Annotated in this window: 20 protein-coding genes and 1 pseudogene; 17 read left to right on the top strand and 4 right to left on the bottom strand. The window is 52.9% G+C overall.

Annotation, left to right across the window (positions count from 1 at the left end; all coding sequences use genetic code 11):
• Nucleotides 1-165: 165 nt before the first annotated feature.
• Complete coding sequence (gene rcsC / locus BZK41_RS07205) at nucleotides 166-3,012, top strand: two-component system sensor histidine kinase RcsC (RefSeq protein ID WP_079937679.1); 2,847 nt, start codon at nucleotides 166-168, stop codon at nucleotides 3,010-3,012.
• Nucleotides 3,013-3,129: 117 nt separating this feature from the next.
• Here the strand turns inward: rcsC and rcsB are convergent, their stop codons facing one another.
• Nucleotides 3,130-3,780, bottom strand: a complete 651-nt coding sequence (rcsB, locus tag BZK41_RS07200) for a response regulator transcription factor RcsB (RefSeq protein WP_003027592.1) — start codon at nucleotides 3,778-3,780, stop codon at nucleotides 3,130-3,132.
• Nucleotides 3,781-3,796: 16 nt separating this feature from the next.
• On the bottom strand, nucleotides 3,797-6,466 hold the full coding sequence (gene rcsD, locus BZK41_RS07195; RefSeq protein WP_079937678.1) for a phosphotransferase RcsD: 2,670 nt from the start codon (nucleotides 6,464-6,466) through the stop codon (nucleotides 3,797-3,799).
• Between the two features lie 737 nt (nucleotides 6,467-7,203).
• Here rcsD and BZK41_RS07190 point away from each other — a divergent pair.
• From BZK41_RS07190 to mgtE, 6 genes and pseudogenes are all read left to right on the top strand, one after another.
• Nucleotides 7,204-8,304, top strand: coding sequence for a porin OmpC (locus BZK41_RS07190; protein WP_079937677.1), 1,101 nt, complete (start codon nucleotides 7,204-7,206; stop codon nucleotides 8,302-8,304).
• Between the two features lie 114 nt (nucleotides 8,305-8,418).
• Entirely contained in the window at nucleotides 8,419-9,471 is a 1,053-nt protein-coding gene (gene apbE, locus BZK41_RS07180; RefSeq protein WP_079937676.1) for an FAD:protein FMN transferase ApbE, read from the top strand.
• 79 nt (nucleotides 9,472-9,550) lie between these two features.
• A complete protein-coding gene (ada, locus tag BZK41_RS07175; protein ID WP_079937675.1) occupies nucleotides 9,551-10,615 on the top strand; it encodes a bifunctional DNA-binding transcriptional regulator/O6-methylguanine-DNA methyltransferase Ada in 1,065 nt (354 codons plus the stop codon).
• Nucleotides 10,615-11,305 (top strand): annotated as a pseudogene (gene alkB / locus BZK41_RS07170) (DNA oxidative demethylase AlkB). Before ada ends, alkB begins: the two are co-directional and overlap by 1 nt.
• A 35-nt stretch (nucleotides 11,306-11,340) precedes the next feature.
• On the top strand, nucleotides 11,341-12,984 hold the full coding sequence (locus BZK41_RS07165; protein ID WP_079937673.1) for a multidrug ABC transporter permease/ATP-binding protein: 1,644 nt from the start codon (nucleotides 11,341-11,343) through the stop codon (nucleotides 12,982-12,984).
• Nucleotides 12,985-13,089: 105 nt separating this feature from the next.
• Entirely contained in the window at nucleotides 13,090-14,526 is a 1,437-nt protein-coding gene (mgtE, locus tag BZK41_RS07160) for a magnesium transporter (RefSeq protein WP_079937672.1), read from the top strand.
• Here mgtE and BZK41_RS07155 read toward each other — a convergent pair.
• Nucleotides 14,489-15,736 carry a SulP family inorganic anion transporter gene (locus BZK41_RS07155; RefSeq protein WP_079937726.1) on the bottom strand — a complete coding sequence of 416 codons (1,248 nt, stop codon included), beginning with the start codon at nucleotides 15,734-15,736 and terminating at the stop codon, nucleotides 14,489-14,491. The genes mgtE and BZK41_RS07155 overlap by 38 nt on opposite strands.
• Before the next feature lie 278 nt (nucleotides 15,737-16,014).
• Between BZK41_RS07155 and mqo the strand changes: the two genes are divergently transcribed.
• Nucleotides 16,015-17,676 (top strand): malate dehydrogenase (quinone), encoded by a 1,662-nt coding sequence (mqo, locus tag BZK41_RS07150; RefSeq protein ID WP_079937671.1) that lies wholly within the window; start codon nucleotides 16,015-16,017, stop codon nucleotides 17,674-17,676.
• 96 nt (nucleotides 17,677-17,772) lie between these two features.
• Here the strand turns inward: mqo and eco are convergent, their stop codons facing one another.
• Nucleotides 17,773-18,270, bottom strand: coding sequence for a serine protease inhibitor ecotin (eco, locus tag BZK41_RS07145; protein WP_048216405.1), 498 nt, complete (start codon nucleotides 18,268-18,270; stop codon nucleotides 17,773-17,775).
• Between the two features lie 413 nt (nucleotides 18,271-18,683).
• Here eco and napF point away from each other — a divergent pair, with 413 nt between their 5' ends.
• From napF to ccmB, 9 genes are read left to right on the top strand one after another with little or no spacing between them, the layout of a single operon-like run.
• Nucleotides 18,684-19,175, top strand: a complete 492-nt coding sequence (gene napF, locus BZK41_RS07140) for a ferredoxin-type protein NapF (protein ID WP_003027564.1) — start codon at nucleotides 18,684-18,686, stop codon at nucleotides 19,173-19,175.
• Nucleotides 19,165-19,428 (top strand): chaperone NapD, encoded by a 264-nt coding sequence (gene napD / locus BZK41_RS07135; protein ID WP_003027560.1) that lies wholly within the window; start codon nucleotides 19,165-19,167, stop codon nucleotides 19,426-19,428. The genes napF and napD overlap by 11 nt, the downstream gene beginning before the upstream one ends.
• On the top strand, nucleotides 19,425-21,911 hold the full coding sequence (gene napA / locus BZK41_RS07130; protein ID WP_079937670.1) for a nitrate reductase catalytic subunit NapA: 2,487 nt from the start codon (nucleotides 19,425-19,427) through the stop codon (nucleotides 21,909-21,911). The genes napD and napA overlap by 4 nt, the downstream gene beginning before the upstream one ends.
• Before the next feature lie 6 nt (nucleotides 21,912-21,917).
• Entirely contained in the window at nucleotides 21,918-22,613 is a 696-nt protein-coding gene (gene napG / locus BZK41_RS07125; protein ID WP_003834629.1) for a ferredoxin-type protein NapG, read from the top strand.
• On the top strand, nucleotides 22,600-23,463 hold the full coding sequence (napH, locus tag BZK41_RS07120; protein ID WP_079937669.1) for a quinol dehydrogenase ferredoxin subunit NapH: 864 nt from the start codon (nucleotides 22,600-22,602) through the stop codon (nucleotides 23,461-23,463). Before napG ends, napH begins: the two co-directional genes overlap by 14 nt.
• Entirely contained in the window at nucleotides 23,460-23,909 is a 450-nt protein-coding gene (gene napB / locus BZK41_RS07115) for a nitrate reductase cytochrome c-type subunit (protein WP_003834627.1), read from the top strand. The genes napH and napB overlap by 4 nt, the downstream gene beginning before the upstream one ends.
• Nucleotides 23,910-23,918: 9 nt before the next feature.
• Nucleotides 23,919-24,521, top strand: coding sequence for a cytochrome c-type protein NapC (gene napC / locus BZK41_RS07110; RefSeq protein ID WP_003027548.1), 603 nt, complete (start codon nucleotides 23,919-23,921; stop codon nucleotides 24,519-24,521).
• 20 nt (nucleotides 24,522-24,541) lie between these two features.
• The gene (gene ccmA, locus BZK41_RS07105) at nucleotides 24,542-25,162 is read left to right on the top strand and encodes a cytochrome c biogenesis heme-transporting ATPase CcmA (protein WP_043017002.1); all 621 of its coding nucleotides are present in this window, start codon (nucleotides 24,542-24,544) and stop codon (nucleotides 25,160-25,162) included.
• Complete coding sequence (gene ccmB, locus BZK41_RS07100; protein WP_079937668.1) at nucleotides 25,159-25,818, top strand: heme exporter protein CcmB; 660 nt, start codon at nucleotides 25,159-25,161, stop codon at nucleotides 25,816-25,818. The genes ccmA and ccmB overlap by 4 nt, the downstream gene beginning before the upstream one ends.
• Nucleotides 25,819-25,871 lie beyond the last annotated feature (53 nt).

Raw genomic sequence — 25,871 nt, 5'->3', positions numbered from 1 at the left:
GACATCCATGCAGTATTTTTCAGGCAAACGACGATTATCACGGGTTAAGACAATGGTTTCAGAGCGGTGTATCATATTCCCGTAAAGAGAGGGCATTGCGACGCCGGACATTTACCGCTACCTTAACCACACTCTATTAATGCCCTGAGGCGGAGCTTCGCCCCTTTGAAATACCTTGCTTCCGTTCATTCAACCCTAAAAGTCTCACGCTATCTGTTCAGAGCGTTGGCGCTCGTTGTCTGGTTTCTGATTGCGTTTGCCTCCGTGTTCTACATTGTGAATGCGCTGCACCAGCGAGAGTCTGAGATCCATCAGGAGCTTAATCTCAGCTCCGATCAGGCCCAGCGCTATATTCAGCGCACATCAGATGTCATTAAAGAGCTGAAATATATTGCCGAGAATCGCTTAACGGCGGAAAACGGCGTGATGTCGCTGCGGGCGCGGGATGATAAAACCGTCGTGCCTAATTTTGAGCCGCTGTTTGCCGACTCCGACTGTTCAGTAATGGGTAACGCCTGGCGAGGGTCACTGGAATCACTGGCCTGGTTTATGCGCTACTGGCGCGACAACTTTTCCGCCGCCTATGATTTAAATCGTGTGTTCCTGATCGGTAGCGACAACCTCTGTATGGCCAATTTCGGCTTGCGTGATATGCCCGTCGAACGTGACGAGGCCCTGAAGGCGCTGCATGAGCGCATTATTAAGTATCGCAATGCTACGCAAGACGAAAACGGCAACAACTTGTTCTGGATCAGCCAGGGGCCGCGTCCGGGAGTAGGGTATTTCTATGCGCTGACGCCGGTTTACCTCGCCAATCGCCTCCAGGCGCTGTTGGGCGTAGAGCAGCCTATTCGCATGGAGAATTTCTTCACGCCGGGCAGTTTACCGATGGGCGTGACCATCCTCGACGAAAATGGGCATGCGCTAATTTCTCTCACCGGCCCTGAAGGGAATATTAAGGCTGAGCCTCACTGGATGCAGGAGCGCTCCTGGTTTGGCTACACGCCGGGTTTCCGCGAGCTGGTATTGAAGAAGAATCTGCCTCCGTCCTCCCTGAGCATCGTGTATTCCGTTCCGGTCGATCTGGTGCTGGAGCGGATCCGCATGATGATCCTGAACGCTATCTTGTTGAACGTGCTGGTCGGCGCGGCATTGTTTATGCTCACGCGCATGTATGAACGGCGCATTTTTATTCCAGCGGAAAGCGACGCTCAGCGGCTGGAAGAACATGAGCAGTTTAACCGTAAAATCGTAGCTTCTGCGCCGGTGGGTATCTGTATTCTGCGCACGATGGATGGTATTAACATCCTGAGTAACGAACTGGCGCACACCTATCTGAACATGCTGACGCATGAAGACCGTCAGCGGTTAACGCAAATTATTTGCGGCCAACAGGTCAATTTTGTTGATGTACTGACCAGCAACAATACCAATCTGCAAATCAGCTTTGTGCACTCGCGCTATCGCAATGAAAACGTGGCAATTTGTGTCCTGGTTGATGTCAGTGCGCGCGTTAAAATGGAAGAGTCGTTGCAGGAGATGGCACAGGCGGCGGAACAGGCTAGCCAGTCCAAATCGATGTTCCTCGCGACGGTGAGTCATGAGCTACGTACACCGTTGTATGGCATTATCGGTAACCTTGATTTGTTGCAAACCAAAGAGTTACCGAGTGGGGTGGATCGTCTGGTAACGGCGATGAATAACTCATCCAGCCTGCTGCTGAAAATTATCAGCGATATTCTCGACTTCTCAAAAATTGAATCTGAACAGCTGAAGATTGAACCTCGAGAGTTTTCACCACGTGAAGTCATGAACCATATTACGGCCAACTATTTGCCGCTGGTGGTCCGCAAGCAGTTGGGGTTGTACTGCTTTATCGATCCGGATGTGCCCGTGGCGCTGAATGGCGATCCGATGCGTTTACAACAGGTGATTTCTAATCTGCTGAGTAACGCAATCAAGTTTACCGATACCGGTTGTATTGTGCTGCACGTGCAGTGCAACGGAGACTACCTGAGCATTCGTGTGCGTGATACCGGCGTAGGGATCCCTGCCAAAGAGGTAGTTCGGTTGTTCGATCCTTTCTTCCAGGTGGGGACTGGCGTACAGCGTAATTTCCAGGGAACGGGACTCGGTTTGGCAATCTGTGAAAAACTGATCAGCATGATGGATGGGGATATTTCCGTCGATTCCGAGCCGGGAATGGGGAGTCAGTTTACGCTGCGTATTCCGCTTTATGGCGCACAGTATCCTTTGAAAAAGAGTGTTGAAGGATTGGCTGGCACGCGTTGCTGGCTGGCAGTACGTAATGCGTCACTGTACCAATTTCTCGAATCCAGCCTGACGCGTAACGGGATGACGGTGCTGCGATATGAGGGACAACAGCCCGATGCGGATGACCTGTTGGTGGTCGACGATGTGCTGGAACAGGCCTGGCAGGGACGAGCAGCGGTAATTTTCTGCCGCCGCCATATTGGCATTCCGCTGGAAAGAGAGCCTGGAGAATGGGTACACAGCGTGGCGTCACCGCATGAACTGCCTGCGCTGTTGGCGCATATCTACAGTGTAGAGTTGGGGAGTGAAGATCTCTCCACGGCGCTGCCAGCCCCGGATAAAGCCGGTGCGACGAACGATGACATGATGATCCTGGTTGTTGACGATCACCCTATCAACCGACGCTTACTGGCCGATCAGCTGGGATCGTTGGGATATCAGTGTAAAACGGCGAATGACGGTGTGGATGCGCTCAATGTACTCAGCAAAAACCATATCGACATTGTGCTGAGTGACGTCAACATGCCAAACATGGATGGTTATCGCCTGACGCAGCGTATCCGCCAGTTAGGGTTAACGCTGCCTGTTGTGGGGGTAACGGCAAACGCGCTGGCCGAAGAGAAGCAGCGTTGTCTGGAATCAGGTATGGATAGCTGTCTGTCCAAGCCGGTGACCTTAGACGTATTGAAGCAAACGCTGACGGTCTATGCTGAAAGAGTGAGAAAAACGCGGGGATAGGGGATAAAAGAGCCGGATGGCGGCGTTAGTCTTATCAGGCCTACGAAACGTGCACGTGCTGTTTGTTCGTAGGCCTGATAAACGCAGCGCCATCAGGCATTTTGACGTGATAAAGAATTACTCTTTGTCTGACGGACTCAGCGTCACGGAGGAGAGGTAATTCAACAGTGCGATATCGTTTTCCACACCGAGTTTCATCATTGCCGATTTTTTCTGGCTGCTGATGGTTTTTATGCTGCGGTTGAGCTTTTTGGCGATCTCAGTAACCAGGAAACCTTCGGCAAACAAGCGCAGAACTTCACTCTCTTTCGGTGACAGACGTTTGTCGCCATAGCCGCTGGCGCTGATTTTCTCCAGCAGACGAGACACGCTTTCCGGGGTAAATTTCTTACCTTTCTGCAGCGCGGCCAACGCTTTTGGCAGGTCGGTTGGCGCACCTTGCTTCAGTACGATCCCTTCAATATCGAGATCCAGTACCGCACTCAGGATAGCCGGATTATTGTTCATGGTCAGAACGATAATCGACAGGCTCGGGAAATGACGCTTGATATATTTAATTAACGTGATCCCATCACCGTATTTATCTCCCGGCATGGAGAGGTCGGTAATCAACACATGTGCATCCAACTTAGGCAAATTGTTGATCAGTGCAGTGGAGTCTTCAAATTCGCCGACAACATTTACCCACTCGATTTGCTCAAGTGATTTACGAATACCGAACAGTACAATCGGGTGGTCATCGGCAATAATTACGTTCATAGTGTTCATGTATTGGGCTACCTTGCTACAGCAAGCTCTTGACGTAAACGTCAATGTCGCTGATGTATTTTTCTATACCTGGAGCATCTTTCTCTTGAATAAGATGTTCCAGCGCTTCACATAACTGCTTGCCGGGTACCAGATTAAGCATGGCAAACACGCCTTTCAGGCGATGGGCCGTTTGGGCTAACGCAGCGAAATCGCTGATAGCCGCCTCAGTATACAACCTCTTAACATCATCCGGTACTGTGTCTACAAAGAGAGCGTAGTAACCACTGGCATGAAGTTCGGCGTTTTCATCTCCGCCGAGGGGGAGTTCCTGGAACTCTTCTTGTGCCAGCTGCTCTTCAATCAGCTCAAGGACAGCTTCCTGCATAGCATTGCTCATATTAAAGTTGACGCGCAGTTGGCCTGGGCCAATTTTCCGTACGCCAGACTCATCATCGCTTAAAAGTAGGCCTGAGGCAGTAAGATTAGACGGATTATCCGTTAAAAAGAGATCATATTCTTGACTATTCAACCGTTCATCGGGCGTGATGCAGGTTGCCCCCCAGTTTTCCAGCTGACGTAATACAATGCTACGTACGTCATTTGAGGTGACATCAACCATTACGCAGACGTCATCCAACAGGCGCTCTTCACTATCAGCATGTTGATCGTGCAGCGGCATTTTAACATGGACAATATAACGTGTTCCAAGTTCTTCCCGCGCTTTGATATTCAGGTGTCCGCCAAGCTTACGGGCTAACTGATCGCACAACCAGAACGTCAGAGGGTTGGCTTTGCCATACCGATCGCCCTGCGTGTCATTAATGAATGGGAAATGGAGATTATCAACTTCATGCAATGTGACGCCTTCCCCGGTATCCAGAATGCGGAAGGTCAGGCGTTCAGCCTCTGACTCATCCTGGTCGACTTCCAGCGTGATTTTACCAATCTGCGTGGTCGTTACCGCATATTGGATCAACAGCAGCAAAATACGGCGCAAGGCATCGCGATCGCCACGGCGTTCGTCATGGGCGCTTAGGTGATTTTTAATCAGTAGCTGCAGCCCTTTACGCTTAATGGCCGGCAGAACCTCCGGAACCACGTCGTCAATTAATGCCTGCACGGAAAACAGTGTGGATTCACCTTTCCAGGCATCGTTCTCCAGCAGGTTGGCTAGCTGGATTTCGTCCACCATGCGCACCAGAACGTCGGCCTGATTGGCCAGTTTCTGGCTGTCTGGTGTATTGAGCGCGGCGGCATTGTCAGCCAACGTTTTTACGGGGTCTTTCAGTGCGCTGCCGATATTCTGCATAAAGGCCGCGCGAGCCTGCTGGTTTTTTTCATACAGCCGCTGTGCTTGTTTCAGCTTCTTATTGACCAGTACCTCGCGGTCCTGGTCACGAATGATAAAGATCTGCGTTCTCGGGGAGATCTGGCTGCGAAATAGTCTGATCTCATACAGTTCATTATTGATGGTGGCCTGAATCACTCCCTGATGCTGTTCTGCCATATTGGTAATGTTTTGCAGATTTAAATGCGGCAGCAGGTGGTCGGCAATTTTATTGCTGATAACCGTACGGTTTGCTTCCTGATCGTGTACCAGTAATCCCAGCGGCAGAAGGGAAACAATCTCTTCATTGATTGCGCGCAGAACGCGCAGTTCATTATTTGCCGCAAGGTTTGGCGCCACTTGGGTGGAACGGGCAGGGAGGTGGCGAAAGGTGGTATAGCCAAACAGCGCCAGGGCCAGCAACGCAATATTCAGCAAAAGCGGTAGCAGGATGCTTTGCAATGTGTCGAGCAGCAATGAGCCAAACGGAACCTGCCACACCAGTCGCATATCCGTTGAGTTTAGCGCCGAAGAGATCTCAATTTTACTGTTGTTGAAATTAATGCTGACGCTGTCAGGCGACTCTTTTTCATTCAGGTGCTCGGTCGTTGAGGTGGCGTCAGGTTCCAGATGGAAACTGTCCAGCGGCATACCGGGCGGGATCAAGTCATTAATCGGCAGGTCAAAGGCGACAACCGTTGCCAGATGTCCTGGCTGATTAAAGGTCGTGCGTAGCGTGAAGTAATGCCCGTTCTGCCAGGCCAGACGGCGCAGCGAAGAGAAGCTTTCACGTTCATCTAGCGCATTAGCCTGTTGCAGCATCTCAGCGCGCCGGGAGTCGACAATATTCCCAATCGTCGATTCTTTAAAACCGGAGGTAAGATCTTTCAGCGGTAACGTCGAGATTAGGATCAGGCTGTTGTCCTGGCCATTCAGGTAATACATTGACCATGGGACATTCTCTGCGCCCCACAACGTGTCCAGATAGGTTGAAATGCGCTGGGTCATTTCTAATGTAGAACTGTCATGCGAGCCGAAAATCAGCGCCTCGGTCTTTCTGCGCGGCTTCTCAAGATAATAGACGTCTTGTTTCAGACGTGTTTCCTGCAGCCCTTCTGCACCCGGCGAACTGGTTGAGGCGGCAATATTGTCATAGATTTGCCAGGTCACGTATCGCCAGGTATCGACCCTTTTATGAATGGCATGGGTAATATCGACAATCTGATAGCTCTTATCTTTTAACCAGGTGTTGACGGCGCTCTGGACCATCACGCCCATCATCACCAACAGCACAACGATCAGTAATAAGAAGAAACGGGTAATACTTCCTGGCAACAGGGAGAATCGGGTGGAAACCGTTGTGTCAGACTGACTCATTCGTGTTTATGACCTGTTAAACGACGCGAAAGATGAAAGGGCAGTATAAAGGGTAATGTATGAATTACCACACTTACACCGCGCTGCCTGGCCTGCATTCTTTGCGCCTGATTTTGTTGCAGCCATTACGATGCAAAGGTGTACAGAAGATAAAGGCGGGTACAAATATTCGTACGGAATGTATACATTTAGCATTAAATAACAAGAAATTATTTATCAAACTTATATCTGATCGCGACGCCAGAGATAGTTAATAGTCGTTATAGTTTTGCATCGGTAGCACAGAAAGGTAAGTTTTGTGTAAAGAAGGGTAAAAAAAAACCGAACGCTGAGCATTCGGTTGAAATAGGGGTAAACAGACATTCATAAATGAATGACGGTAATAAATAAAGTTAATGATGATAGCGGGTCTATTTTAGTTGCGAGTGAAGATTTTGTTTTGTCATTCAGTGCTATAAGGTTGTTTTGTACAATCATTTGATTTTAAAGATAATTTAAATGGTTCTTGACTATTTGTGCTTATTTTGCCTGTTTTTCCATTTTAAAAAAGTTCCCTCGTATTAATGTTTTGAAACATCTATGCCGACAAATGAAACACCTTAAAAGTTTTAGTATCATATTCGTGTTGGATTATTCTGTGTTTTTGCGGAGAATGAAGTTGCCGACTGGTTAATGGCCTTAATCAGTATGCAGTGGCATAAAAAAGCAATAAAGGCATATAACAGAGGGTTAATAAAATGAAAGTTAAAGTACTGTCCCTCCTGGTACCAGCACTGCTGGTAGCAGGCGCAGCGAATGCGGCTGAAATTTATAATAAAGACGGCAACAAATTAGATCTGTACGGCAAAGTCGACGGTCTGCACTATTTCTCCGACAACAAAGGTGATGATGGTGACAAGACTTACATGCGTATCGGCTTCAAAGGCGAAACTCAGGTTAACGACCAACTGACCGGTTACGGCCAGTGGGAATACCAGATTCAGGGTAACGCGCCTGAATCTGAGAACAACGCCTGGACTCGTGTGGCGTTTGCGGGTCTGAAATTCGCAGACGTTGGTTCTTTCGACTACGGTCGTAACTACGGCGTAGTTTACGACGTAACGTCCTGGACCGACGTTCTGCCGGAATTCGGCGGCGACACCTACGGTTCTGACAATTTCATGCAGCAGCGTGGTAACGGCTTCGCGACCTACCGTAACACCGACTTCTTCGGCCTGGTTGATGGCCTGAACTTTGCCCTGCAGTACCAGGGTAAAAACGGTAGCCCGGAAGGCGAAGGTATGACTGGTGTGACCGGCAACGGTCGTGATGCACTGCGTCAGAATGGTGACGGCGTTGGTGGATCCATCACTTATGATATCGGCGAAGGCTTCGCGCTGGGTACTGCAGTCACCAGCTCTAAACGCACTGACGAGCAGAACAAGCTGAACTTCGGTACTGGCGATCGTGCTGAAACCTATACTGGTGGTCTGAAATACGACGCGAACAACGTGTACCTGGCAGCACAGTACACCCAGACCTACAACGCAACGCGTGCAGGTAACCTGGGCTGGGCTAACAAAGCACAGAACTTCGAAGCTGTTGCGCAGTACCAGTTCGACTTCGGTCTGCGTCCGTCCGTGGCTTACCTGCAGTCCAAAGGTAAAGACCTGGACAATGGCTACGGCGACCAGGATATCCTGAAATATGTTGATGTTGGCGCAACCTACTACTTCAACAAAAACATGTCCACCTATGTTGATTACAAAATCAACCTGCTGGACGACAATCAGTTCACCCAACGTGCTGGTATCTCTACCGATGACATCGTAGCACTGGGTCTGGTTTACCAGTTCTAATCTACATTATGTCTATCAAAGGCCCTGCGGGGCCTTTTTTAATGCCGTTTTTTCGCCGTACAAACAACGATTTTTGGTGTACTCTTGCGCCCGTTCGCATGAGGATAATTACGTATGGAAATGAATTTTTATCGCACAGCATTGCTGGCTGTGACGATCTTTTTTGTCGGGTGCGATGAGGCCCCGAAACCTGCTCAGACCACAACACCTGCCACTGTTCTGGAAGGTAAAACGATGGGCACTTTCTGGCGGGTCAGTGCGGTAGGCGTAGATGCCAAACGCGCCAGGGAACTGCAGGCCAAGATCCAGACTCAGCTTGATGCCGATGATCAACTGCTCTCCACCTATAAAAACGATTCTGCGTTAATGCGCTTTAACCTGTCGAAAAGCCTGTCGCCGTGGCCGGTTAACGACGCCATGGCGGATATCGTGACCTCGGCGCTACGCATTGGTGCAAAAACCGATGGGGCCATGGATATCACCGTGGGGCCGTTAGTCAACCTGTGGGGCTTTGGCCCGGATCAGCAACCGTTACATATTCCCACCCAGGGGCAAATTGATGCTGCAAAAGCGCAAACCGGACTTTCTCACCTGAAAGTGGTGAATGAAGCGCATCAGAACTACCTGCAAAAAGACTTGCCGGATCTTTATGTGGATCTCTCTACCGTTGGCGAAGGGTACGCTGCCGATCATCTGGCTCGATTGATGGAGCAAGAAGGGATCGCCCGTTATCTGGTTTCCGTTGGTGGTGCGCTGAACAGCAGGGGAATGAATGCTGAAGGGCATCCGTGGCGAGTGGCGATCCAGAAACCCACCGATCGTGAAAACGCGGTGCAGGCGATTGTCGACATTAACGGGCACGGCATTAGCACCTCCGGCAGTTACCGGAACTATTATGAGCTGGACGGTAAGCGCCTTTCCCATGTTATCGATCCGCAAACCGGTCGCCCGATCGAACATAATCTGGTGTCCGTAACGGTGATTGCGCCAACGGCGCTGGAAGCCGATGGCTGGGATACAGGATTGATGGTGCTCGGCCCGGAAAAGGCCAAAGAAGTCGTGCGTCGTGAAGGGCTGGCGGTCTATATGATTGTGAAAGAGGGCGAGGGGTTTAAAACCTGGATGTCGCCGCAGTTTAAGAGCTTTCTGGTCAGCGAAAAAAATTAAAAAGCAAGATTGCGGGTTTTTATGCCCGACGATGGGGACACACTGAGGCTAAGCGCTATGCTTAACAAAGGAGTCCGAAATGAAAAATCGTTTACGCATCACTGACGATGACCGTTGGCAGTCCGTTGTGGATCGCGACGCCGACGCTGACGGTCAGTTTGTTTTTGCCGTCCAGACCACCGGTATTTTCTGCCGTCCGTCCTGTCGGGCAAAGCATGCGCTGCGCAAAAATGTCCGTTTTTTCGCCGATGCTCAGCAGGCGCAGGCTGCCGGGTTTCGCCCCTGTAAGCGCTGCCAGCCGGATAAAGACAGCGCGCAACAGCATCGGCTGGACAAAATTGCCCGCGCTTGCCAGTTGTTGGAGCAAGAGTCACCTCTTACGCTGGACGAGCTGGCACAGCAGGTGGCGATGAGCCCGTATCACTTGCATCGTCTGTTTAAAGCCACGACGGGCATGACCCCGAAAGTGTGGCAACAATCATGGCGTGCCCGCCGTCTGCGCGATGCCCTGGCGAAAGGTGTTCCGGTTACGCAGGCGATTCTCAACGCCGGATTCCCCGACAGCAGCAGCTATTACCGCAAAGCGGATCAGACGTTAGGCATGACCGCAAAGCAATTTCGTAAAGGTGGCGACAACGTTTCTGTACGCTATACCCTTGCAGATTGCGCTCTGGGTCGTTGTCTGGTGGCTGAAAGCGAGCGGGGTATCTGTGCCATCTTACTTGGTGATGATGACGCCACGTTAGCTGCGGAATTGCATGAGCTGTTTCCCGCCGCGCAGGATGTTCCTGCAGATGCCGATTTTCAGCAGCGCGTGTGCGAAGTGATCGCCGCGATCAACTCGCGTGACGCGTCGCTATCGCTACCCCTGGATATCCGGGGCACCGCATTTCAGCAGCAGGTGTGGCAGGCGCTGCGCACAATTCCGTGCGGCGAAACTGTGAGCTACCAACAGCTGGCCAGCGCCATCGGCAAACCGAAGGCGGTGCGCGCGGTGGCCAGTGCCTGTGGGGCCAACAAACTGGCGATTGTTATCCCGTGTCACCGGGTGATCCGTGGCGATGGCGCACTTTCGGGCTACCGATGGGGTATTGCGCGCAAGGCGCAGTTACTGCAACGGGAAACTACTGGCGAGGAAACATAATGCTCGATCTCTTTGCGGATGCTAAACCCTGGCAGGAGCCGCTGGCTTCAGGTGCGGTTATTCTGCGACGTTTCGCTTTTGACTCTGCGCCCACTTTACTGCAGGCGATAGCGGCTGTCGCCAGACAGTCGCCGTTTCGTCAGATGGTAACGCCCGGCGGCTATACGATGTCGGTGGCGATGACCAACTGCGGTCATCTGGGCTGGACGACGGATCAGCATGGCTATCTTTATTCTCCGTTTGATCCACTCACCGGCACGCGCTGGCCGCCGCTACCGGATGCGTTCGCTGATTTGTGCCAACAGGCGGCGACGGCGGCGGGCTATGCTGATTTTCAACCCGATGCCTGCCTGATTAACCGCTACACGCCAGGGGCAAAACTGTCCTTACATCAGGATAAAGACGAGCCCGACCTGCGGGCGCCGATTGTCTCCGTGTCGTTAGGGCTGCCGGCCATCTTTCAATTTGGCGGATTGCGCCGTAATGACCCTTTAAAGCGTTTGCTGTTGGAACATGGCGATGTCGTGGTATGGGGCGGTAATTCGCGGCTGTTTTATCATGGGATCCAGCCGCTTAAAACAGGGTATCACCCATTAACCGGAGACTGTCGTTACAACCTGACGTTTCGTCAGGCGGGTAAAAAAGAATAAAAATAAGAATTATTATTGCTGTCAGCGAAGAGATGTTTAAACTGCGGGCTGTTATTACTTGTCCGGGTTGTGTGCATGGAACTTTTACTTCTTGTCTGGCGGCAGTATCGCTGGCCATTTATCAGCGTGATGGCGCTCAGCCTCGCCAGCGCCGCGTTGGGGATTGGGCTGATTGCGTTTATCAACCAGCGCTTGATTGAAACGGTCGACACCACTCTGATGGTGCTACCGGAGTTTCTTGGCCTGCTGCTGCTGTTGATGGTTGTCACTCTCGGCTCTCAGCTGGCGTTGACCACGTTGGGTCACCACTTTGTCTACCGGCTGCGTAGCGAATTTATCAAACGTATTCTCGATACCCACGTCGAGCGTATCGAACAGCTTGGCAGCGCCTCGTTGCTGGCCGGTTTAACCAGTGATATCCGCAACATCACCATCGCCTTTGTTCGTCTGCCTGAACTGGTACAGGGGATTATCCTGACCATCGGATCGGCGGCGTATCTGGCGATGCTGTCGACCAAAATGCTGCTGGTAACGGCAATCTGGATGGCAATCACCATCTGGGGCGGATTTGTGCTGGTCGCGCGGGTGTATAAACACATGGCCACCTTGCGCGAAACTGAAGACAAATTGTACAACGATTATCAGACGGTGCTGGAAGGGCGCAAAGAGCTGACGCTCAACCGCGAGCGCGCCGAGCATATCTTTAATCAGATGTACGTCCCCGATGCCAAAGAGTATCGCCACCACATTATCCGTGCCGATACCTTCCACCTGAGCGCGGTTAACTGGTCGAACATTATGATGCTGGGTGCCATTGGCCTGGTGTTCTGGATGGCTAACAGTCTGGGATGGGCTGATACCGCCGTGGCGGCGACCTATTCTCTGACGCTGTTATTCCTGCGTACGCCACTGCTCTCTGCCGTTGGCGCGCTGCCGACGCTGCTTACCGCGCAGGTGGCTTTCAATAAGCTGAATAAGTTTGCACTGGCACCTTTTAAGGCCGAATTCCCACGCCCAACCGCGTTTCCCAACTGGCAAACGCTGGAGTTGCGCAACGTGGTTTTCCACTATCAGGATAATGCGTTTTCCGTAGGGCCGGTGAATCTGACGATTCATCGTGGCGAACTGATCTTCCTGATTGGCGGCAACGGTAGCGGGAAATCTACGCTGGCGATGTTACTGACCGGTCTATATCAGCCGCAGTCAGGCGCGATATTGCTTGATGGCAAGAGCGTAGCGGTTGAAAAACCGGAAGACTACCGCAAGCTATTCTCCGCCGTGTTTACCGACGTCTGGCTGTTTGACAAACTGCTGGGGCCGGAAGGTAAAGAGGCTAATCCGCAGCTGGTCGCGAAGTGGCTGGAGCATCTGAAGATGGGTCATAAGCTGGAGCTGAGTGATGGCCGTATCCTCAATCTGAAGCTGTCGAAAGGGCAGAAGAAACGCGTGGCGCTGCTGCTGGCCCTGGCGGAGGAGCGCGATATCATTCTGCTGGATGAATGGGCTGCCGATCAGGATCCCCATTTCCGCCGTGAGTTCTACCAGGTCCTGTTACCGCTGATGCAGGAAATGGGGAAAACCATTTTCGCCATCAGCCACGACGATCACTATTTTATTCACGCCGATCGCCTGCTGGAAATGCGCAACGGACAGTTGAGTGAACTGTTGGGTGATGAACGTGACGCCGCCTCGCGTGACGCGGTGGCTCGCACAGCCTGATCCCACGTGCCGCCGGTTTTTTAGCCACCCGGCGGCACTGTTTATTGTTATTTACATAAATCGGCATCATGATTAATGATATTTCATATCATGGATTTATGATTAATGTCCGTAATAAACAAAAACAGCGCCAGACTGCGTGATGAAGAGCGTGCGCGCCTCATCTGGCTGCTGACCACTGATAAAGCCATTATTTCAACGCTGTTGGGCAAGCTTACCCTGGCTGAGCAATATGACGTCGGTACCTTAGCCGACGATATTGCTGAGGTAGGGGCGCTGGTGGCTCACCTGCCACCGCCTGACCTGGCTGATACCCTCGAAGCTTTGCCCTCCGAAGAGCGCCACGCCCTGTGGCGACTGGTCGAAAATGAAAAGCGCGGTAACGTCTTGCTTGAGGCGTCTGAAAACGTCTGGGACGACCTGATCGATGAGATGAGTGACCGTGAGCTGCTGGATGCGCTGCAATATCTCGATATCGATGAACAGATTTATCTGGTCCAGCATCTCCCTCGTAACCTTACGGGACGACTGCTGGCGACGTTACCTGCCGAGGAGCGGGCGCGCGTCCGTCAGGTGCTGCACTACGAGAAGAATAGCGTCGGCGCGATCATGGAGTTCGAAGTCATCACCGTGCGTCCGGACGTGACGCTGGAAGTGGTGCAACGCTACCTGCGGCGGCTGGGGAAAATGCCGGAGAACACCGATAAACTTTTCGTGACCGATCGCAATAAAGTGTTGGTTGGCGAACTGACGCTAACCTGCATTTTGCTCAATGACGTGCAGCGAAAAGTCAGCGAGGTGATGGAAGATGACCCGCTCACCTTTTCTCCGGAAGATATCGCCGAAAACGCTGCGCGTACTTTCGAACGTGACAACCTGGTCAGTGCCGCGGTGGTTGATCCTTCCGGTAAACTGATGGGCCGTTTAACCATTGATGAGATCGTTGATGTGGTTTATGAAGAAACCGACACCGATCTGCGTCGAATGGGGGGCTTAAGCGCCGAAGAGGACGTGTTTGCACCTGTTACCAAAGCGGTAAAAACCCGCTGGGCATGGTTGGCCGTTAACCTCTGTACCGCCTTTATCGCTTCGCGGGTGATCGACGGCTTTGAACATACGATTTCGCAACTGGTGGCGCTGGCCTCGCTGATGCCGATAGTGGCGGGTATCGGCGGCAATACCGGGAATCAAACTATCACTATGATCGTCCGCGCGCTGGCGCTGCAAAATATTCAGCCGGGGAACCTGACGTTTCTCATCCTGCGCGAGATGGGCGTGGCGCTAATCAATGGCCTCGTGTGGGGCGGGATTATGGGCGGCATTACGTGGTGGTTGTACGATGATATGGCGCTCGGCGGTGTGATGACCCTGGCGATGATGCTCAATCTGCTGATGGCGGCGTTGATGGGGGTTATCATTCCGATGACGATGGTGAAGCTCGGGCGCGACCCGGCGGTCGGCTCGAGCGTCATGATAACCGCTATCACTGATACCGGCGGTTTCTTTATTTTTCTCGGTCTGGCGACGCTGTTTCTGATGTAGTCGCCCGTTTGCGTCTGACGATACGCGGCAGAATGAGCATCGTCATCACCCCGGCAACCACGCCAATCGCCAGGTTGCCGGTAGAAACCGTGGCAGCGACGGTCACCAGCATCACCAGCGTTTCAGTGACGGGGAGTTTCGTCAGCGTGGCGGGCTGGATGCTGTGCCAGCTGAAGGTTTTCACCGCCACAATCACCATAATTCCCGCCAGCACCGACATGGGTATTTCTGCCATCACTTCGCTTAACCCAGTGACTAACAGTAGTAAGACCAGTCCGGCGGCAAACGTCGAAATGCGGCTGCGTCCTTTGCCCATCTCGACGTTAACGATGGTTTGACCAATCATCGCGCACCCGGCAATACCACCATAAAATCCGGCCAGAATATTGGCTACCCCCAGTCCGGTACTCTCGCGATTCTTATTCGACGGCGTCACCGTCAGGTCATCCACCAGACGGGCGGTTAACAGCGACTCCATCAAACCAACAAAAGCGATACTCAGCGCGCAGGGCCAGATAATCGCCAGCGTTTGCAGGTTGAGCGGAACCAACAACTGGGTGAAACCCGGCAGGCCACCGCTCATTGAACCTTCGTCACCGACGGTCGGTAACAGTTGCCCGCTGGTGACAGTGAACAGGGTCAGCAGCACGATGGCGATAAGCGGTGCGGGGATTGCTTTAATAAACCTCGGAACCCACAGCACAATCAGCAACGTCAGGACAAACAACCCCCAGATGAGCGGGCTTTTGCCCCAGAAGTGTGGAACCTGGGCAAAGAAAATCAAAATACCCAGCGCGTTAACAAAGCCGGTCATCACTGCCGTAGGGATGAATCGCATCAGACGTGCCATTCCCAATACACCAAACAGGATCTGAATCATCCCGGCCAGCACCACTGCAGGCAGGATGTATTGCACGCCGTGTTGATGCACCATCGGACCAATCACCAGCGCGACCGATCCTGCAGCGGCGGTAACCATTGCCGGACGACCACCTAAAAAAGACATCGCCAGGCACAGTACGACCGAGGCTATCAGACTGACTTTAGGATCAACGCCGGCGATCACGGAAAACGAGATCACTTCCGGGATCAGCGCCAGGGCGGTTACCACACCGGCCAGCGTTTCGCGAACCAGCAGACGGGGTTGGCGCAGGACGGCGCGGGTGGCGTGTTCCGCGACTGCGGCAGAGGAATTTTGAGTTGCAGACATAGTTACACTCAGGTCAAAAATGGCCTGATACAGCAGACCGACAGGCATCCGTGCGGTGAATAGCAAAGCGCAGCATAGTACCCGTCTGATGGACTGGTTTCCAGAAATGATTGTCAATAACCGTATAAACTATCAACGTATTAATAACATTTTTAAAAATTAAATATAATTTATAAACAATATTTAATTATTTTTACTTAAGTGTTACCGTTGATGCCGCTCGATTTTCACCTGCATTAAAAGCAAAAAAGCGATACTAAAAGTAAGGCATTAACATTATGAAAAAAGTGACTGCCATGCTCTTCACCATGGCTGTAGGGCTGAACGTTGTCTCGATGGCGGCAAAAGCGAAAGCGGCGGAAGAGCAGGAAACGGATGTACTGTTGATTGGCGGCGGCATCATGAGCGCCACGCTGGGAACCTATTTACAGGAGCTGGAGCCGCAATGGTCAATGACCATGGTTGAGCGACTGGATGGTGTAGCGCAGGAAAGCTCAAACGGCTGGAATAACGCCGGAACCGGCCACTCCGCACTGATGGAGCTGAACTACACGCCTAAAAAGGCCGACGGTAGCATCAGCATTGAAAAGGCAGTCGAAATTAACGAAGCCTTCCAGATTTCCCGCCAGTTTTGGTCCTATCAGGTCAATAATGGCGTAATGCATGATCCACGCTCGTTTATCACCACCGTTCCGCACATGAGTTTTGTCTGGGGTGACGAGAACGTGAACTTCCTGCGTGCCCGTTACACCGCACTGCAGCAGAGCACGCTATTCCGTGGTATGCGCTATTCCGAAGACCATGCGCAGATTAAAGAGTGGGCGCCGCTGGTCATGGAAGGTCGCGATCCGCAGCAGAAAGTTGCGGCCACGCGTACCGAGATTGGTACTGACGTGAACTACGGCGAAATCACGCGCCAACTGATTACCTCATTACAGAAAAAGCCCAACTTTGCGCTGCAGTTGAGTACCGAAGTGCGTGGCTTTAAGCGTAATGCCGACAATAGCTGGACGGTCACGGTCGCCGATCTGAAAAATAACGAAGCGGAACACGATATCAAGGCGAAGTTTGTCTTTATCGGTGCCGGTGGCGCTGCGCTGAAGCTGTTGCAGGAAACCGACATTCCGGAAGCGAAAGGCTATGCCGGATTCCCGGTGGGCGGGCAGTTCCTGGTTGCGGAAAACCCGGATGTGGTCAATCGCCACCTGGCGAAAGTTTACGGTCAGGCCTCCGTTGGCGCTCCGCCGATGTCCGTACCGCATATCGATACCCGTATCCTTGATGGCAAGCGCGTTGTACTGTTTGGACCATTCGCAACATTCTCCACCAAGTTCCTGAAAAACGGTTCATTGTGGGATCTGCTCAGCTCGACCACCACTTCGAACTTTATGCCTATGGTTAATGTGGGCCTGGATAACTTCGATCTGGTGAAATATCTGGTGAGCCAGGTGATGCTCAGCGACGACGACCGTTTTGCTGCGCTGCAAGAGTATTATCCGCAGGCGAAAAAAGAAGACTGGCGTTTATGGCAGGCCGGCCAGCGTGTGCAGATCATCAAAAGCGATGCGGAGAAGGGCGGCGTGCTGCGTCTGGGCACTGAAGTCGTCAGCGATAAAGAAGGCACGATTGCTGCGCTGCTGGGAGCTTCTCCGGGCGCATCAACCGCGGCACCGATTATGCTGCATCTGATGGAAAAAGTGTTTAAAGATAAAGTAGCCAGCCCAGAGTGGCAGGCGAAGCTGAAAACCATTATTCCGTCTTATGGTACTAAGCTGAACGGTAACGTTGAGGCTACGGAACAAGAGCTGCAATACACCAGTGAGGTTCTGGGTCTGAAATATGACAAGCCGCAGGTTGCTGATGAAGCGCCGAAACCACAGCTGAAACCTCAGGCACAACCGCAGCCTGAGCAGAAAGCCGTCGCGGATATCGCGCTGTAAAATAAAATGCCGGATGGCGCTGCTGCGCTTATCCGGCATTGTTCATGCGTCTGTAGGCCGAATAAGGCGGTACGCCGCCATCCGGCACATTCTCACTTAGCGCGCGACTGCGTCCTGAATTTTATCTTCTGCTTTCCAGATACGGTATTTAACGTCCACGTTTTCCGGGGTATAGACCACAATCGGCAACTTGCTGTTGTAACGCAGCATGCCGTCATCACCCAGGTGCGCAGTAATGAATTTCTTCTCTTTCTTACCGTCCGGGCAGGCCATCATGGTTGAAACCGGAGACGTAACTTTGTCAAAGACATAGTAGTCATATCCCCAACCTTCCAGCGTTTTGCTGTCCAGTTCTCCGCCCAGGCGGTGTTGGTTACAGTCAACTTCCAGCGTTTGTCCGATCAGCAGTTCTACTTTCAGAGTAGATTCATCTTTCTCAGGGGTAAGCTGGATAACCTGGCGCTTCATACCCTTTTCCGCCTTAGGATAAGGGGCGACTTTTTCCAGCGGTTGAGCGGCGGTATCGTTACTGGCAGCCCATGCAGAGGTGCTGGCAAAGGCGGCGAAAAGTACGGCAGGGACAATTGTCTTCATCTTATTGTTCACAGTGTTTCCTTTCTTCTGTCTTATGAACGAGTCTGTTGCAGATTAACATATTTGGATAATCTATTAATCTGGATTTACTTATATTTAAAGTGTATTAGATAGAGGTTTACTATCAAGGTAGCGATATATTCCAGGAATTATCCTAATATTGAGATCTTTGTCTTTTTGAATAATTCGTTATATACATTGTTATATAACTCATTGAAATGTGAGCAAAAGCGCATTTTTTCCCGCCAACTCAACACTCCTTTGATCCGGCAACAGCATTTACCCCAATTGGGGTATGCACCTCTAACACATCCTGAAATATCTTACGGCTAAAAATAACTACTCATAAATAGTGCAGTTTTTTATGTCGTTCAACCCGCCGAGGGAGGGCGTCATTATGGAAGGACAATGTCATGGTTGATTTATCCCGTCGAGGCATGTTGACAGGCAGTTGGCGAAACGCCAGCGCAGGGATCCGTCCGCCGTGGAGCAAGGAAGACTCTCACTTTCTGGCCCATTGCCTCCGTTGTGACGCCTGCATCCAGGCGTGCGAAACCGACATCCTGCAGCGAGGCCAGGGTGGTTACCCGAGCGTAAATTTCAAACACGGCGAGTGCAGCTTTTGCTATGCCTGCGCAGAAGCCTGTCCCGAATCACTTTTTCTTCCGCGCCACACCAGGGCATGGGATCTGAATTTTACGATTGGGGAAAACTGTCTCGCACATCAGTCCGTTGAATGTCACCGCTGTCAGGATAGCTGTGAGCCCATGGCCATAACCTTTCGCCCCACGCTGTCCGGCATTTATCAGCCGCAGCTCGACAATCAGGACTGTAACGGATGTGGCGCCTGTGTCGCTATCTGCCCGGTATCAGCCATTAACGCGGAGTACAACCATGGACAATAACTGGCAGGTCTGCAGCCTGGTCGTTCAGGCCAAAAGCCAGCATATCAACGATATCGCCACGCAGTTGCGTTCCTTTCCCGGTTGCGAAGTTGCACTCAGCGATGTGGAAAGTGGTCAGCTGATTGTGGTGGTGGAAGCTGAGCAAAGTGAAACGCTAATGAAAACAATTGAGTCAGTGCGCAACGTTGCGGGCGTGCTGGCGGTGTCGCTGGTTTATCACCAGCAGGATGAGCAAGGTGAGGAAACACCATGAAACTCAGTCGTCGTAGCTTTATGAAAGCTAACGCCGTTGCGGCCGCTGCGGCGGCTGCCGGGTTAAGCGTGCCGGGCGTTGCCCGCGCGGTAGTCGGTCAGCAAGAAGCCATCAAATGGGACAAAGCCCCGTGCCGTTTTTGCGGGACGGGCTGTGGCGTATTGGTCGGAACGCAGCAAGGGCGTGTTGTGGCATGCCAGGGCGATCCGGATGCGCCGGTTAACCGTGGGCTTAACTGCATCAAAGGTTACTTCCTGCCGAAAATCATGTACGGAAAAGACCGTTTAACGCAGCCAATGCTGCGCATGAAAGACGGCAAGTATCACAAAGAAGGCGAGTTCACCCCGATTAGCTGGGACCAGGCCTTTGATGTGATGGAAGAGAAATTCAAAACGTCGATGAAAGAGAAAGGCCCAGAGTCTATCGGTATGTTCGGCTCTGGCCAGTGGACGATTTGGGAAGGTTATGCCGCCGCCAAATTGTTTAAAGCGGGTTTCCGTTCCAATAACATCGACCCGAACGCACGTCACTGCATGGCGTCAGCGGTAGTCGGTTTTATGCGTACCTTCGGTATGGATGAACCGATGGGCTGCTATGACGATATCGAGCATGCAGACGCATTCGTCCTGTGGGGCGCAAATATGGCGGAGATGCACCCGATCCTGTGGTCGCGCATCACCAACCGTCGTCTGTCCGATCCTAACGTGAACGTCGCGGTTCTCTCCACCTTCCAGCACCGCAGCTTTGAGCTGGCGGATAACGGTATGGTCTTCACGCCGCAAACCGATCTGGTGATCCTCAACTACATCGCGAACTACATCATTCAAAACAATGCGATTAACCAGGATTTCTTTAGCAAGCACGTTAACCTGCGTAAAGGCGTGACGGACATCGGCTACGGTCTGCGTCCAACCCATCCGCTGGAAAAAGCGGCGAAAAACCCGGGATCCGATGCCTCTGAACCGATGAGCTTTGAGGATTACAAAGCCTTCGTTGCTGAGTACACGCTGGATAAAACCGCCGAAATGACCGGCGTACCGAAAGATCAGCTGGAACAGCTGGCGCAGCTGTATGCCGATCCGAAGAAAAAAGTTATCTCCTACTGGACGATGGGCTTTAACCAGCACACCCGCGGCGTATGGGCCAACAACCTGGTCTATAACCTGCACCTGCTGACTGGCAAAATCTCCCAGCCAGGCTGCGGCCCGTTCTCTCTGACAGGTCAGCCTTCCGCATGTGGTACCGCGCGAGAAGTCGGTACATTCTCCCATCGTCTGCCTGCGGACATGGTGGTGACGAACGAAAAACATCGCGATATCTGCGAGAAGCACTGGAATATTCCGTCAGGGACCATTCCGGCAAAAATCGGTCTGCACGCCGTAGCGCAAGACCGCGCGCTGAAAGATGGCAAGCTCAATGTCTACTGGGCGATGTGTACCAACAACATGCAGGCTGGCCCGAACATCAACGAAGAGCGTATGCCGGGCTGGCGCGATCCGCGCAACTTCATCATTGTCTCCGATCCGTACCCGACGATCAGCGCCCTGTCGGCTGACCTGATCCTGCCGACCGCGATGTGGGTAGAGAAAGAAGGTGCCTACGGTAACGCAGAACGTCGTACGCAGTTCTGGCGTCAGCAGATTAAAGCGCCGGGCGAATCGAAATCAGATCTGTGGCAACTGGTGCAGTTCTCTCGTCGCTTCAAAACAGAAGAAGTGTGGCCGGAAGAGCTGCTGGCACAAAAACCGGAACTGCGTGGCAAAACGCTGTATGACGTGCTGTTTGCTACGCCAGCAGTAACGAAATTCCCGGTGACTGAACTGGCTGAAGATCAACTGAACGATGAATCCCGCGAGCTGGGCTTCTATCTGCAAAAAGGCTTGTTCGAAGAGTACGCCTGGTTTGGCCGCGGTCACGGGCACGATCTTGCGCCATTTGACGATTACCACAAAGCGCGCGGTTTACGCTGGCCGGTCGTTGAGGGTAAAGAGACCCAGTGGCGCTACAGCGAAGGCAACGACCCTTACGTGAAAGCAGGTGAAAGCTACAAGTTCTACGGTAAACCGGACGGTAAAGCGGTTATCTTCGCGCTGCCATTTGAGCCTGCTGCTGAAGCGCCGGATAAAGAATATGACCTGTGGCTGTCTACCGGACGTGTGCTGGAACACTGGCATACCGGCAGTATGACGCGTCGTGTGCCTGAACTGCACCGTGCTTTCCCGGAAGCCGTGCTGTTTATTCACCCGCTGGATGCAAAAGCACGCGATCTGCGCCGTGGCGATAAGGTCAAAGTGGTTTCCCGTCGTGGCGAAGTGATTTCGATTGTTGAAACACGCGGTCGTAACCGTCCGCCGCAGGGGCTGGTGTACATGCCGTTCTTCGACGCCGCACAGTTGGTGAACAACCTGACGCTGGATGCGACGGATCCGCTCTCCAAAGAGACGGATTTCAAGAAGTGCGCCGTGAAACTGGCGAAGGTGTAACGCGTTATGTCCCGGTCAGCAAAACCCCAAAATGGCCGCCGCCGCTTTCTGCGCGATATGGTTCGTGCAGCGGGCGGGCTGGCTGTCGTTGGCGTGGCGCTGGGGTTGCAACAACAAACCGCACGCGCAACCGGCGTGCGGTTGCGCCCGCCAGGTGCACTGAGCGAGGAGGCATTCGCCAGCGCCTGCGTACGTTGCGGTCAGTGCGTTCAGGCGTGTCCGTATGACACGCTGAAACTGGCAACGTTGGCCTCCGGGCTGGCGGCCGGTACGCCATATTTTGTCGCCCGTGATATTCCCTGCGAAATGTGTGAGGACATTCCTTGCGCCAAAGTCTGCCCGAGCGGCGCGTTGGACAGGGAAATTGAATCCATTGACGATTCGCGTATGGGGCTGGCGGTACTGCTGGATCACGAAAACTGCCTCAACTATCAGGGATTACGCTGCGACGTTTGCTATCGCGAGTGCCCGAAAATTGATGAGGCGATCACCCTGGAGCTGGACCGCAACATGCGTACCGGCAAGCATGCGCGGTTTATTCCGACCGTGCACAGCGATGCCTGTACCGGCTGTGGGAAATGCGAAAAAGTCTGCGTACTGGAACAGCCAGCAATAAAAGTGCTGCCGCTGTCGCTGGCGAAAGGGGAGTTAGGACACCATTACCGCTTCGGTTGGCTGGAGGGGAACAATGGCAAATCGTAAACGTGATGCCGGGCGTGAAGCGCAGGCAAAAAAAGGATGGTGGAGGAGTCATCGCTGGCTGCTGCTGCGTCGTCTGAGTCAGTTTCTGATATTGGCGATGTTCCTGAGCGGCCCGTGGCTTGGCGTGTGGATCCTGCATGGCAACTACAGTAGCAGCCTGTTGCTGGACGCTATCCCGTTCACCGATCCGCTGATTACTCTGCAAAGTCTGGCTAGCGGGCATCTGCCGGCGACGGTCGCGTTAACGGGGGCAGCCATCATCACGGTGCTGTATGCCATGGCTGGTAAGCGACTGTTTTGTAGCTGGGTTTGTCCCATGAACCCGGTTACCGATTTAGCCAGTTGGTTGCGCAGAAGGTTTGACCTGAATCAGTCCGCAACCCTACCGCGCCATATACGGTACGTCCTGCTGGTGGTTATCCTGGTCGGTTCCGCCCTGACCGGTACGCTGCTGTGGGAGTGGATAAATCCAGTCTCTCTGCTTGGACGGAGCCTGGTAATGGGATTCGGTAGCGGAGCGCTGCTGATCCTCGCGCTGTTTTTATTTGATTTACTGGTCGTTGAGCATGGCTGGTGCGGGCATCTTTGCCCACTGGGTGCGCTGTATAGCATGGTGGGAAGTAAAGGTGCATTAACCGTTTCGGCAAAAGAACGTAACAGATGTAACCGCTGTATGGATTGTTTTCATGTTTGCCCGGAACCGCATGTGCTACGTGCGCCGGTGCTGGATGAGCAAAGTCCGGTGCAGGTAACCAGCCGCGATTGCATGGCCTGCGGTCGCTGTGTGGATGTCTGTTCTGAGGATGTTTTTACAATAACAACACGATGGAGTTCGGGAGCGAAATCATGAAAAGCCATGACCTGATTAAGACGCTGTGTCAATGGACGGCCCTGCTTGCCCTGGTCGTCAGTGGGGCTGTTTGGGCTGCAAATGGAGTGGATCTGAGTCAGTCACCGGAAGTCTCGGGAACACAGGAAGGGGCGATTCGCATGCCGAAAGAGCAAGAGCGCATGCCGCTGAACTATGTGAATCAGCCGCCGATGGTTCCGCATAGCGTTGAAGGGTATCAGGTGACGACCAACACTAACCGCTGCCTGCAATGCCACGGTGTGGAAAGCTATCGCACCACCGGTGCGCCGCGCATCAGTCCGACGCACTTTATGGACAGCGACGGCAAGGTATTGGCTGAAGTTGCGCCGCGTCGTTATTTCTGTCTGCAATGTCACGTTCCGCAGGCTGACGCCGCGCCGATTGTTGAAAATACCTTCACCCCCTCGAAAGGTTACGGGAAATAAGAGGTCATTATGGAAAATTCTAACCGTAAACCAGGCTGGATTAAGCGCGTCTGGCAATGGTGGCGTCGCCCCAGCCGTCTGGCGCTCGGCACGCTGTTGTTAATCGGCTTTGTGGGCGGCATTATTTTCTGGGGCGGCTTTAATACCGGTATGGAAAAGGCCAATACAGAAGAGTTCTGCATTAGCTGTCACGAAATGCGCAATACGGTATACCAGGAATACATGGAAACCGTACACTACAACAACCGCAGTGGTGTGCGAGCAACTTGCCCTGATTGCCACGTCCCGCATGAGTGGGGCCCGAAAATGATTCGTAAGATCAAGGCCAGTAAAGAGCTGTACGCGAAAGCACTGGGGTTGATAGATACACCGCAGAAATTTGAAGACCATCGTCTGACGATGGCGCAAAATGAGTGGCGGCGTATGAAAGATAATAATTCGCAAGAGTGCCGAAACTGTCACAACTTCGAGTTTATGGATTTAACCGCCCAGAAAGGCGTTGCGGCCAAAATGCACGACCAGGCCGTGAAAGACGGGCAAACCTGTATTGACTGTCATAAAGGGATAGCGCACAAACTGCCTGATATGCGCGAAGTCAAACCGGGCTTTTAACAGGATGTAGATAACCAGGTATGCTTGAAGCCAGAGAGTTACTTTGCGAGCGGGATGACAGAATACTGTTTAGCGATTTGTCATTTCGCGTCAACGCAGGGGAATGGGTACAAATTACCGGCAGCAACGGCGCAGGGAAAACCACTCTGCTGCGGTTGCTTACCGGGCTGGCGCGTCCCGATGCAGGGGAGGTTTGCTGGCAAGAGCAGCCGCTGCATCACGTGCGGGACAGCTACCATCAGCAACTGCTGTGGATCGGACATCAGCCGGGGATAAAAACCCGGCTTTCGGCGTTGGAGAACCTGCGTTTCTTCCATCATGACGGCGACATTGCACAGTGTCTGGCTGCTCTGGCGCAGGCGGGACTTGCCGGATATGAAGATATCCCGGTGAACCAGCTCTCCGCCGGACAACAGCGGCGCGTGGCGCTGGCCCGTTTGTGGCTGACACGCGCCCGGCTGTGGATCCTCGATGAACCCTTTACCGCCATTGATGTGAACGGCGTTGAGCGACTGACTCAGCGTATGGCCCAGCATACGGAGCAGGGCGGCATTGTTATTCTCACCACCCACCAACCGCTCAATGTCGAAACCGATAAAGTGCGACGTATTGCGCTGACCAGCGAGAGGGCAACGCAATGATGTGGCGAATCTTCCGTTTAGAACTGCGAGTTGCGTTTCGTCATAGTGCGGAAATCGCCAATCCTTTATGGTTCTTCCTGATTGTTATTACGCTGTTCCCCCTGAGCATTGGGCCGGAGCCGCAGCTACTGGCGCGCATTGCACCGGGCATCATTTGGGTTGCGGCGCTGCTGGCGTCGTTGCTGGCGTTGGAACGCCTGTTTCGTGATGATCTGCAGGACGGCAGCCTTGAGCAACTTATGCTGCTGCCGATACCGCTACCGGCCGTGGTGCTGGCGAAAGTGATGGCGCACTGGGTCGTGACCGGCCTGCCGCTGTTGATCCTCTCGCCGTTGGTGGCGCTGCTGCTGGGCATGGATATGTACGGCTGGAAAATTATGGCGCTGACGTTGTTACTCGGCACGCCGACGCTGGGCTTCCTCGGTGCGCCGGGGGTGGGGTTGACGGTGGGTTTAAAGCGCGGCGGCGTGTTGTTAAGCGTGCTGGTGCTCCCGCTCACCATACCCTTACTGATTTTTGCAACCGCCGCGATGGATGCGGCTTCCATGCACTTACCGGTTGAAGGGTACATGGCAATTCTGGGTGCGTTGCTGGTCGGCAGCGCCACGTTAAGCCCGTTTGCCACAGCCGCGGCGTTACGGATAAGCGTGCAGTAACGAGAATTAGATGTGTAGGCCGGGCAAGGCGCTCTGGCACAACGGATTTTAAT

This window comes from Citrobacter sp. A316, assembly GCF_002042945.1.
GTDB classification, from domain to species: Bacteria; Pseudomonadota; Gammaproteobacteria; order Enterobacterales; family Enterobacteriaceae; genus Citrobacter; species Citrobacter portucalensis.
The sequence above is the reverse complement of the archived record's forward strand: the minus strand, read 5'-3'. Positions and strand labels throughout refer to the sequence as shown.

What these genes read in the sequence shown, in the direction of transcription:
- rcsB (WP_003027592.1), bottom strand. Translation starts at nt 3,780, where the DNA reads ATGAACACTATGAACGTAATTATTGCCGATGACCACCCGATTGTACTG.
- rcsD (WP_079937678.1), bottom strand. Translation starts at nt 6,466, where the DNA reads ATGAGTCAGTCTGACACAACGGTTTCCACCCGATTCTCCCTGTTGCCA.
- BZK41_RS07190 (WP_079937677.1), top strand. Translation starts at nt 7,204, where the DNA reads ATGAAAGTTAAAGTACTGTCCCTCCTGGTACCAGCACTGCTGGTAGCA.
- apbE (WP_079937676.1), top strand. Translation starts at nt 8,419, where the DNA reads ATGGAAATGAATTTTTATCGCACAGCATTGCTGGCTGTGACGATCTTT.
- ada (WP_079937675.1), top strand. Translation starts at nt 9,551, where the DNA reads ATGAAAAATCGTTTACGCATCACTGACGATGACCGTTGGCAGTCCGTT.
- BZK41_RS07165 (WP_079937673.1), top strand. Translation starts at nt 11,341, where the DNA reads ATGGAACTTTTACTTCTTGTCTGGCGGCAGTATCGCTGGCCATTTATC.
- mgtE (WP_079937672.1), top strand. Translation starts at nt 13,090, where the DNA reads ATGTCCGTAATAAACAAAAACAGCGCCAGACTGCGTGATGAAGAGCGT.
- BZK41_RS07155 (WP_079937726.1), bottom strand. Translation starts at nt 15,736, where the DNA reads ATGTCTGCAACTCAAAATTCCTCTGCCGCAGTCGCGGAACACGCCACC.
- mqo (WP_079937671.1), top strand. Translation starts at nt 16,015, where the DNA reads ATGAAAAAAGTGACTGCCATGCTCTTCACCATGGCTGTAGGGCTGAAC.
- eco (WP_048216405.1), bottom strand. Translation starts at nt 18,270, where the DNA reads ATGAAGACAATTGTCCCTGCCGTACTTTTCGCCGCCTTTGCCAGCACC.
- napF (WP_003027564.1), top strand. Translation starts at nt 18,684, where the DNA reads ATGGTTGATTTATCCCGTCGAGGCATGTTGACAGGCAGTTGGCGAAAC.
- napD (WP_003027560.1), top strand. Translation starts at nt 19,165, where the DNA reads ATGGACAATAACTGGCAGGTCTGCAGCCTGGTCGTTCAGGCCAAAAGC.
- napA (WP_079937670.1), top strand. Translation starts at nt 19,425, where the DNA reads ATGAAACTCAGTCGTCGTAGCTTTATGAAAGCTAACGCCGTTGCGGCC.
- napG (WP_003834629.1), top strand. Translation starts at nt 21,918, where the DNA reads ATGTCCCGGTCAGCAAAACCCCAAAATGGCCGCCGCCGCTTTCTGCGC.
- napH (WP_079937669.1), top strand. Translation starts at nt 22,600, where the DNA reads ATGGCAAATCGTAAACGTGATGCCGGGCGTGAAGCGCAGGCAAAAAAA.
- napB (WP_003834627.1), top strand. Translation starts at nt 23,460, where the DNA reads ATGAAAAGCCATGACCTGATTAAGACGCTGTGTCAATGGACGGCCCTG.
- napC (WP_003027548.1), top strand. Translation starts at nt 23,919, where the DNA reads ATGGAAAATTCTAACCGTAAACCAGGCTGGATTAAGCGCGTCTGGCAA.
- ccmA (WP_043017002.1), top strand. Translation starts at nt 24,542, where the DNA reads ATGCTTGAAGCCAGAGAGTTACTTTGCGAGCGGGATGACAGAATACTG.
- ccmB (WP_079937668.1), top strand. Translation starts at nt 25,159, where the DNA reads ATGATGTGGCGAATCTTCCGTTTAGAACTGCGAGTTGCGTTTCGTCAT.